At 78.0% G+C, this 9,762-nt stretch carries 7 protein-coding genes; all 7 read left to right on the forward strand.

What is annotated here, in order from left to right; all coding sequences use genetic code 11:
- The first annotated feature begins 129 nt into the window (after positions 1-129).
- The 7 genes from GTR00_RS07240 to murC all read left to right on the forward strand — a co-directional run bounded on the left by GTR00_RS07240 (position 130) and on the right by murC (position 9,722).
- Positions 130-1,740 (forward strand): UDP-N-acetylmuramoyl-L-alanyl-D-glutamate--2,6-diaminopimelate ligase, encoded by a 1,611-nt coding sequence (locus GTR00_RS07240; RefSeq protein WP_166610966.1) that lies wholly within the window; start codon positions 130-132, stop codon positions 1,738-1,740.
- Positions 1,737-3,176, forward strand: a complete 1,440-nt coding sequence (locus GTR00_RS07245) for a UDP-N-acetylmuramoyl-tripeptide--D-alanyl-D-alanine ligase (RefSeq protein WP_166610961.1) — start codon at positions 1,737-1,739, stop codon at positions 3,174-3,176. The genes GTR00_RS07240 and GTR00_RS07245 overlap by 4 nt, the downstream gene beginning before the upstream one ends.
- Positions 3,173-4,261, forward strand: a complete 1,089-nt coding sequence (gene mraY, locus GTR00_RS07250) for a phospho-N-acetylmuramoyl-pentapeptide-transferase (RefSeq protein ID WP_166610962.1) — start codon at positions 3,173-3,175, stop codon at positions 4,259-4,261. Before GTR00_RS07245 ends, mraY begins: the two co-directional genes overlap by 4 nt.
- A complete protein-coding gene (murD, locus tag GTR00_RS07255) occupies positions 4,258-5,880 on the forward strand; it encodes a UDP-N-acetylmuramoyl-L-alanine--D-glutamate ligase (protein ID WP_323132308.1) in 1,623 nt (540 codons plus the stop codon). Before mraY ends, murD begins: the two co-directional genes overlap by 4 nt.
- 1 nt (position 5,881) lies before the next feature.
- Positions 5,882-7,183, forward strand: coding sequence for a putative lipid II flippase FtsW (gene ftsW, locus GTR00_RS07260; protein ID WP_166610963.1), 1,302 nt, complete (start codon positions 5,882-5,884; stop codon positions 7,181-7,183).
- Positions 7,180-8,277, forward strand: coding sequence for an undecaprenyldiphospho-muramoylpentapeptide beta-N-acetylglucosaminyltransferase (gene murG, locus GTR00_RS07265; protein ID WP_166610964.1), 1,098 nt, complete (start codon positions 7,180-7,182; stop codon positions 8,275-8,277). Before ftsW ends, murG begins: the two co-directional genes overlap by 4 nt.
- A gap of 71 nt (positions 8,278-8,348) precedes the next feature.
- Complete coding sequence (gene murC, locus GTR00_RS07270; protein WP_205705267.1) at positions 8,349-9,722, forward strand: UDP-N-acetylmuramate--L-alanine ligase; 1,374 nt, start codon at positions 8,349-8,351, stop codon at positions 9,720-9,722.
- Positions 9,723-9,762 lie beyond the last annotated feature (40 nt).

Raw genomic sequence — 9,762 nt, forward strand, 5'->3', positions numbered from 1 at the left:
CCGCCGCCCTGCCGCTCACCTGGGGCGGGGAGGCTCCGTGAGCGCCGGGCGCCGCGGCACCCGCGGCCAACACGCCCGCGGTGCGGTGCGGGGAGCGCGGTCACGGGCGGGTAACCTCCCAGCGTGCCGATGACCGACGGGCCGGGCGGCAGCGCCCGGCGGCCCCTGACCCTCGCGGACGCGGCGACCTCCCTCGGCACCGCCCTCGACGTCCCCGCCGGCGACGACCTCGAGCGGGCCGGTGCGCGCGCGGTGACCGGCGCGACCCTCGACTCGCGCCGGGTGGGCCCGGGCGACCTGTACGCCGCCCTGCCCGGCGCGAACGTGCACGGCGCGCGGTTCTGCGCCCAGGCCGCCGCCGCCGGTGCCGTCGCCGTCCTCACCGACGCCGCCGGGGCCGCCGGGGCCACCGCCGCGGGCCTGCCCGTCCTCGTCGTCGACGACCCGCGCGCGGTGCTGGGCGAGCTGGCCGCCCGCGTGCACGGCCGCCCCGCCGAGCAGCTCGTCACCGTCGGGGTCACCGGCACCAACGGCAAGACGACGACCGCCTACCTCGTCGAGGGGCTGATGCGCCGCGCGGGCTGGACGACCGGCCTGCTGGGCACCGTGGAGACGCGCGTGGCCGGTGAGCGCGTCGGCAGCGTGCGCACCACCCCCGAGGCCCCCGACCTGCACGCCCTGCTGGCGCGCATGGTGGCCGCCGGCGTGCGCGGCTGCGCGCTGGAGGTCTCCAGCCACGCGCTGGCCCTGCACCGCGTCGACGGGCTCGTGCTCGACGTCGCGGTGTTCACCAACCTCAGCCAGGACCACCTGGACTTCCACGGCTCCATGGAGGAGTACTTCGCCGCCAAGGCCCGGCTCTTCACGCCCGGGCACGCCCGCCGCGGCGTCGTCGCGGTGGACTCCGCCTGGGGCCGGCGCCTGGCCGCCGAGGCGGGCGTGCCGGTGACCACCGTGCGCACCGGCGACGGCGACGGCGGTGCCGGCGGCGGTGCCCGTGCCGACTGGTCGGTGCGCGACGTGCGCACCGGGCGCGCGGGCAGCTCCTTCCGCCTCGTGGCCGCCGACGGCGCCGAGCTGGCGCTGAGCTGCCCGCTGCCGGGCGACTTCAACGTCGCCAACGCCGCGCTGGCCGCCGTGGCCGCGCTGGCCGCCGGCCTGGCGCCCGCTCAGGTCGAGCGCGGCCTGGCCGCCGCCGAGGGCGTGCCCGGCCGCATGGAGCGCGTCCGCACCGGGGCACCGGGCGAGCCGCTGGTCCTCGTGGACTACGCGCACACCCCCGACGCGATCGAGCGCGCGCTGGCGACGCTGCGCCCGCTGACCCCCGGTCGGCTGGGCGTCGTCCTCGGCGCCGGCGGCGACCGCGACCGCTCCAAGCGGCCCCTCATGGGCGCCGCGGCGGCCCGCGGCGCCGACCTCGTCGTCGTCACCGACGACAACCCCCGCTCCGAGCCGCCCGCCGGCGTGCGCGCCGCGGTGCTGTCGGGGACGGCCGGCGCGGCGGCCGAGGTGCTGGAGGTGCCCGACCGGCGCGCGGCGGTGGCCGCCGCGCTGGAGCGCTGCGGCGGCGCCGGGGACACGGTGCTGCTGGCCGGCAAGGGCCACGAGACGGGTCAGGAGACCGCCGGGGTCGTCGTGCCGTTCGACGACCGGGTGGTGGCGGCCGAGGAGCTGCACCGCCGGGCCGCCGCGCACGCGGCGCCCGCGGTGAGCACGAGTTCAGCAGGAGGTGTGTCGTGATCGCGCTGACCGCGGCGGAGGTGGCGGAGCTGGCCGGTGGCCGGCTCGTCGCCGGGGCCGCGAGCACCGTCGTGGACGGGCCGGTGGTGGTGGACTCCCGGCGCGTGGAGCCGGGGGCGCTGTTCGTGGCGCTGCCCGGGGCCCGCGTCGACGGGGCCGAGCACGCCGCCGCCGCGGTGGCCGCCGGGGCGGTGCTCGTCCTCGCCCAGCGCCCCGTCGAGGTGCCGGGGGGCGCCGCGGTGGTCCTCGTCGAGGACGGCGTGGCGGCCCTGGGCCGCCTCGCCGCCGGCGCCCTGGCGCGGCTGCGCGCCGGCGGGGGCGGGCCGCGGGTGCTCGGCGTGACCGGCTCGGCGGGCAAGACGACCACCAAGGACCTGCTCGCGGCCGTGCTCGCGCCGCTGGGCCCGGTCGTGGCGCCCACCGGCAGCTTCAACAACGAGGTCGGCGCCCCGCTGACCGTGCTGCGCGCCGGCGCCGGCACCGCCGCCCTGGTGGTGGAGATGGGCGCGCGCGGGCCCGGGCACATCGCCGCGCTGTGCCGCGTCGCCCGGCCGGGCACCGGCGTGGTGCTCAACGTCGGCTCCGCGCACGCCGGGGAGTTCGGCTCCCTGGACGCCACCGCCGCCGCCAAGGGCGAGCTGGTGGAGGCGCTGCCCGCCGACGGCGTCGCCGTGCTCAACGCCGACGACGCGCGCGTGGCGGCGATGGCCGCGCGCACGTCGGCGCGCGTGGTCACCTTCGGCCTCGGTCCGGACGCCGACGTGCGCGCGCTGGACGTGCGCACCGACGAGCTGGCCCGCCCCCTCTTCACCCTCAGCGCGGGCGGGCGCACCGCGCCGGTGCACCTGCGCCTGCACGGCGAGCACCAGGTGCCCAACGCCCTGGCCGCGGCCGCCGCGGCCCTGCAGCTGGGCGTCGCCCTCGAGGACGTCGCCGCGGCCCTGTCGGGCGCCGAGGCCGCCAGCGGCGGGCGCATGCAGGTCGTGCAGCGCCCCGACGGGGTGACCGTGGTGCACGACGCCTACAACGCCAACCCCGAGTCGGTGCGCGCCGCGCTCAAGGCGCTGGCGGGCATGGCCGGCGGCCGGCGCACCTGGGCGGTGCTGGGCGAGATGCTCGAGCTGGGCGCCGCCTCCCGCGACGAGCACGACGCGGTGGGCCGCTACGCGGTGCGCCTGGACGTCTCCAAGCTGCTCGTGGTGGGCGCGGGCGCGCGCCCGGTGTACACCGGCGCCGTGATGGAGGGCTCCTGGGGCGAGGAGGCCGCCTTCGCCGCCGACGTCGAGGAGGCCGCGGAGGTGCTGCAGGAGCAGTTGCGCCCCGGCGACGTCGTGCTGGTCAAGGCGTCCAACGGCGCCGGGCTGGGCCGCCTCGCCGAGCGCCTGATCGCCGGTGGTGCCCCGGCGGGCGCGGGCGCGACGGGGGCCGGCGCGTGAGGGCCGTCCTCGTCGCGGGGGCGGTGTCCCTCGTGGTGGCGCTGTTCGGCACGCCGCTGTACATCCGCTGGCTGGTGCGCCGCGGCTACGGGCAGTTCGTGCGCGACGACGGGCCCACCAGCCACCACACCAAGCGCGGCACCCCCACCATGGGCGGGGCCGTGATCATCCTGGGCGCGCTGCTGGCGTACGGGGCCGCGCACCTGTTCACCGGCACGCCGCTGACGGTCTCCGGGCTGCTGGTGCTGCTGCTGATGACCGGCCTGGGCGTGGTCGGGTTCCTCGACGACTTCCTGAAGATCTCCCGCAAGCAGAGCCTGGGGCTGCGGGCGCGCTCCAAGCTGATCGGCCAGGGCCTGGTGGGCGTCGCCTTCGCGGTGCTGGCGCTGCAGTTCCCCGACGAGGACGGCCTCACGCCGGCCTCGCGCAACGTCTCGTTCCTGCGCGACATCAGCGCGCTGGACCTCGCCTTCGGCGGCGCCGCCGTCGGCACGGTGCTGTTCGTGCTGTGGGCGCTGTTCATCACCTCGGCCATCAGCAACGGCGTGAACCTCACCGACGGCCTGGACGGCCTGGCCACCGGCGCCACCACCATGGTGCTGGCCGCGTACGTGCTCATCTGCACGTTCCAGTCCAACCAGAACTGCTACACGCTGACGCAGTTCGAGGCGCGCTGCTACGAGGTGCGCGACCCGCGCGACCTCGCCGTCGTGGCCGCCGCCGTCATGGGCGCCTGCTTCGGCTTCCTGTGGTGGAACGCCTCCCCGGCGAAGATCTTCATGGGCGACACCGGCTCGCTGGCCCTGGGCGGCGCGCTGGCGGGCCTGGCGATCCTCTCGCGCACCCAGCTGCTGCTGGTCCTGCTCGGCGGGCTGTTCGTCATCATCACCCTCTCGGTGATCATCCAGGTCGGCTCCTTCAAGCTGACCGGCAAGCGGGTGTTCCGCATGGCGCCGCTGCAGCACCACTTCGAGCTCGCCGGGTGGGGCGAGGTCACCATCGTCATCAGGTTCTGGATCGTGGCGGGGCTGTTCGTGTCGCTGGGTCTGGGCGTCTTCTACGCGCAGTGGGTGGTCGGGGCGTGAGCGCCGCGTCGAACGTCCTGGACGGCTGGCTGGGCAACCCCGCCCCGCGCGCGGCCGACACCGACCGGGTGCGCGCCCTGCGGCACGCCGGCTCGTCGTGGGCGGGCCTGCGCACCCTCGTCGCCGGCATCGGCACCTCCGGCTTCGCCGCCGCCGACGCCCTGCTGGAGGCCGGCGCCGAGGTGACGGTGCTCGACGCCGGCACCGGCGGGGCGCAGCGCGAGCGTGGCGAGCTGCTGCGGGTCCTGGGCGCCGCGGTCCTGCTGGGGCCCGAGCACGTCCAGGCCCCGCCGCGGCCGTGGGGCGCCTACGACCTCGTCGTCACCTCGCCCGGCTGGCGCCCGGACGCGCCGCTGCTGGTGGGCGCGGCCCTGGCCGGGGTGCCCGTGTGGGGCGAGGTGGAGCTGGGCTGGCGGATGCGCCCCGACCCCGCCTCCGGCGCCCCCGTCGCCCCGTGGCTGACCCTGACGGGCACCAACGGCAAGACCACCACCGTGGAGCTGACCGCCTCCATCCTGCGCGCGGCGGGCCTGCGCGCCGGCTCCGCCGGCAACGTGGGCACCCCGCTGGTGGAGGCGCTGCGCCACCCGCACGGCTTCGAGGTGCTGGCCGTGGAGCTGTCCAGCTACCAGCTGCACTGGCTGTCCACCGACACCACCGCCTCGCTGCGCCCGCTGGCCAGCGCCGTGCTCAACCTCGCCCCCGACCACCTCGACTGGCACGGCTCGATGGACGCGTACGCGCGCGCCAAGGGCCGGGTGTACGAGAACACCGAGGTCGCCTGCGTCTACAACGCCGCCGACCCGCGCACCGAGGAGCTCGTGCGCGAGGCCGACGTCGTCGAGGGCGCGCGGGCGGTCGGCTTCACCCGGCAGGCGCCGCGCGTGGGGATGCTCGGGGTCGTCGAGGACGTCCTCGCCGACCGCGCCTTCGTCGAGCAGCGCCGCACCAGCGCCGCGGAGCTGTGCAGCTTCGCGGACCTGCGCCCGCCGGGTTCCGACGCCCCGATCGCCCCGCACGCCGTGGACAACGTCCTCGCCGCCGCCGCGCTGGCCCGCGCGCACGGCGTGCCGCAGGTCGCCGTGCGCGACGGGGTGCGCGCCTTCACCCCCGCCCCGCACCGCGCGCAGACCGTCGCCGAGAGCGGCGGGGTGCGCTGGGTGGACGACTCCAAGGCCACCAACGCCCACGCGGCCGAGGCGTCCCTGCGCGCCTTCGAGCACGTCGTGTGGATCGCCGGCGGCCTGGCCAAGGGCGCCCGCTTCGAGGACCTCGTCGAGCGCACCGGCGACCGCCTGCGCGCGGCGGTGCTCATCGGCGCCGACCGCGCGGTGGTGCGCGAGGCCCTGGCCCGACACGCCCCCGATGTGCCGGTCGTGGAGGTCGACGTCGCCGAGACTGGCCCCGTGCCCGCCCCGACCGCGCCCGCCGAGCAGCGCCACGCGCACGCCGACGCCCTCATGGACGCCGTCGTCGAGCGCGCCGCCGCCCTGGCCCGCCCCGGCGACACGGTCCTGCTCGCCCCGGCCTGCGCGTCGATGGACCAGTTCGACTCCTACGGGCACCGCGGCGACGCCTTCGCCGCGGCCGTGCGGCGCCTGATCGGCCGGGAGGGCTGAGGTGGCGCTGAACACCGCGACCCGGCCGGGGCCGCAGGAGCGCGGGGAGGGCTGGCGCCGGCCCGCGTGGCTGGAGGCCACGGGGGAGTGGGCGCGCGAGCGCCTGCGCCTGCTGGACTCCCCGCTGGCCACCCACCACGTGCTGCTGGCCACCACCGCGCTGCTGGTCGTCATCGGCCTGGTCATGGTGCTCTCCAGCTCCAGCGTGGAGTCCCTGCGCGAGAACGGCTCGCAGTTCACCTACTTCAAGAGCCAGTCCGTGTACGCGCTGCTCGGCGCCACGGTGCTGCTCGTGGCGAGCCGGGTGCCCGCGCACGCCTGGCGGCGCCTGGCCCTGCCCGCGCTGGTCGGCGCCGCCCTGCTGCAGCTGCTGGTGTTCGTGCCGGGCCTGGGGCACGAGGTGGGCGGCAACCGCAACTGGATCCGGGTGGGGGGCTTCTCGGCGCAGCCGGCCGAGGCCGCCAAGGTGGCGCTGGTCCTGGCGTGCGCGCTGGCCCTGGCGCGCAAGCGGGACCGGCTGCACGAGCCGGCGCAGCTGGTCGGCGCGCTGCTGCCCTCGGTCGGGGCGACGGTGGGCCTGGTGCTGCTCAGCCGGGACCTGGGCACCGCCCTGGTGATGATGTTCATGGTCGCGGCGATGCTGTGGACCTCCGGCGTGCCCGTGAGGTTCTTCGCCCTCGCCGGTGGCGCCGGGGCGGCGCTGGCCGTGGCGCTCGTGGTGACCAGCGACAACCGCATGAAGCGCGTGCACGACTGGCTGTTCGGCACGGCCACCTCGGGCGTGGAGATCCAGGGCGCGAGCTGGCAGCCCGTGCAGGGCAAGTACGCCCTGGCCTCCGGCGGCTGGTGGGGCCTGGGCCTGGGCGCCAGCCGCGAGAAGTGGCAGTGGCTGCCCGAGGCCCACAACGACTTCATCTTCGCCATCATCGGCGAGGAGCTGGGCCTGCCCGGCACCCTCGTCGTCCTCGTCCTCTTCGCCGTGCTCGCCCTGGCCGCGCTGCGGCTGGTGCGCCGCTCCGAGGACCTCTTCACCAAGGTCGCCGTCACCGGCTTCGCCGCCTGGCTGCTCGGGCAGGCCTGCCTGAACATCGGCGTCGTCCTGGGGGTGCTGCCCGTGATCGGCGTGCCGCTGCCGTTCATCTCCGCCGGCGGCACCGCCCTGGTGGTGACCCTGCTGGCGGTGGGGGTGCTGCTGTCCTTCGCCCGCGCCGAGCCCGGCGCCCCCGAGGCCCTCAAGGCGCGCGAGTCCGTCGTGGCCCGCTCGCTGGCCGTGCTGCCCCGGCGCGAGCGGAGGACGCGGTGAACGTCCTGCTCGCCGGCGGCGGCACCGCCGGCCACGTCGCCCCCCTGCTGGCCACCGCCGACGCCCTGCGCCGGCGCGACCCCTCCACGCGCCTGCTGGTGCTCGGCACCGCCGAGGGCCTGGAGGCGCGACTGGTGCCCGAGCGCGGGTACCGGCTGGCCGAGGTGCCGCGCGTGCCGCTGCCGCGCCGGCCCTCCGCGGACCTGCTGCGCCTGCCCGGGCGGCTGCGCGGCGCCGTCGCGGCCGCGCACCGCGCCCTGGAGGAGGTCGGCGCGGACGTCGTGGTCGGCTTCGGCGGCTACGTCGCCACCCCCGCCTACCTGGCGGCCCGCCGCGCCGGCGTGCCGGTCGTGGTGCACGAGCAGAACTCCCTGCCCGGCATCGCCAACCGCCTGGGCGCCCGCTGGGCCCGGCACGTCGCCGTCACCTTCCCCGGCACGCCCCTGCGCGGGGCGATGCACACCGGCATGCCGCTGCGCACGGAGGTCACCGACCTGGCCCGCGCCGGCGACCGCGCCGGGCTGCGCCGCGCCGCCCGCGCCCGCCTGGGCCTGGACCCGGACGCGCCCACGCTGCTGGTCACCGGCGGCTCCCTGGGCGCCCAGCGCCTCAACGACGTCCTGGGCTCCACCGCCGCCGACCTGCTCGCCGCCGGCGCGCAGGTGCTGCACGCCAGCGGCCGCGGCAAGCAGGTGGCGCTGGCCCCCGGCGCCGACCCCGCGCGCTACGTCGTGCGCCCCTACCTCGACGACATGGGCACCGCGTACGCCGCCGCCGACCTGGTGGTGTGCCGCAGCGGTGCCGGGACGGTGAGCGAGCTGACCGCGCTGGGACTGCCCGGGGTGTACGTGCCCCTGCCCATCGGCAACGGCGAGCAGCGCCGCAACGCCGAGGCCGTCGTCGCCGCCGGCGGCGGCCTGCTCGTGCCCGACGCCGAGCTGGACGCCGCGTTCGTGCGCGGGCGCGTGCTGCCCCTGCTGACCGACCCCGCCGCCCTGGCGGCCGCCGCGGCCGCCGCGGCGGCCTTCGGCGTCCTCGACGGCGACGAGCGCCTCGCCGTGCTCGTCGCCGACGCGGCGGGCGGTGCCGCGTGAGCGCGCCGGGCGAGCCGCTGCCCGTGGCCGAGCTCGGCCGCGTGCACCTGCTCGGCGTCGGCGGCGTCGGCATGTCGGGCATCGCGCGCCTGCTGCTGGGGCGCGGGGTGGCCGTCTCCGGCAGCGACGCGGCCGGCTCCGAGGCGCTGCGCCGCCTGGCGGAGCTGGGCGCGCGCGTGGCCGTGGGCCACGACGCGGCCCACCTGGGCGACCTGGGGCCGGGCGACACCGTCGTGGTCAGCTCCGCCGTGCGCGCCTCGAACCCCGAGCTGCTCGCCGCGCGCGAGCGCGGCCTGCGCGTGCTGCACCGCTCCGAGGCCCTGGCCGCCCTCATGGTCGGCCGGCGCGGCGTGGCCGTGGCCGGCACCCACGGCAAGACCACGACGTCCTCGATGCTCGCGGTGGCGCTGCTGGGGGCCGGCCTGGACCCCGGCTACGCCATCGGCGGCGAGCTGACGGGGGGCAGCGACGGCGGCGCGCGCGACGGCGCCGGCCCGTTCGTCGCCGAGGCCGACGAGTCCGACGGCTCCTTCCGCGCCTACGCCCCCGTGCTGGACGTGGTGACCAACGTCGAGCCCGACCACCTGGACCACTACGGCACGCCGGAGGCGGTCGCCCTGGCGTTCGAGGAGTTCGTCACCCGCCTGCGGCCCGGCGGGGTGCTGGTGGCCTGCGCGGACGACGCCGGCTCGGTGCGCGTGGCGGAGTTCGCCCGGCAGGCCGGCATCCGGGTGCGCACCTACGGCACCCACCCGGACGCCGACGTGCGCCTGTCCGACGTGGACGTCTCCGGGCCCTCGCCCACGGCGCTGCTGCACGTGGACGCCGACGTCGACGCGGGCCCCGACGAGCGGGCGCTGGCGGTGCGCCTGGCGGTGCCGGGCCTGCACAACCTGCTCAACGCCGCGGGGGCCTTCGCCGCCGCGCTGGAGCTGGGCGCCGACCCCGAGCCGGTGCTGCGGGCGCTGGCCTCCTTCGGCGGCGCGCGGCGCCGCTTCGAGCTCAAGGGCGAGGCCGCCGGCGTGCGCGTGGTCGACGACTACGCCCACCACCCCACGGAGGTGGAGGCGCTGCTGCGCGCCGCCCGCCCGGTGGCCGGGCGGGGGCGCGTGGTGGTCGCCTTCCAGCCGCACCTGGTCAGCCGCACCCGCGCCTTCGCCGAGGACTTCGGCCGCGCGCTGGGCCTGGCCGACGACGTCGTCGTCCTGGACGTCTACGTGGCCCGGGAGGACCCCGACCCGGCGGTGAGCGGCGCCCTGGTCGCCGACGCCGTGCCGCTGCCGGCCGCCTCGGTGCGGTTCGTGCCCGAGCGGGACGCCGCCGCCCGCGCGCTCGTCGCGCGGCTGCGCCCGGGGGACCTGCTGCTGACCGTCGGCGCCGGCGACGTGACCCGGCTGGGGCCGGAGGTGCTGGCCCTGCTCGCCGCGGGCGGGCAGGGGTCGTGAGCGCGCAGGGGGCGCCGTGACGCGCCCGACCCGCCCGCGC

The organism is Kineococcus indalonis (assembly GCF_009906395.1).
Taxonomy (GTDB): domain Bacteria; phylum Actinomycetota; class Actinomycetes; order Actinomycetales; family Kineococcaceae; genus Kineococcus; species Kineococcus indalonis.

Excerpts from the sequence above, each read along its gene's own strand:
- GTR00_RS07240 (WP_166610966.1), top strand. The coding sequence starts at position 130 with ATGACCGACGGGCCGGGCGGCAGCGCCCGGCGGCCCCTGACCCTCGCG.
- murC (WP_205705267.1), top strand. The coding sequence starts at position 8,349 with ATGTCGGGCATCGCGCGCCTGCTGCTGGGGCGCGGGGTGGCCGTCTCC.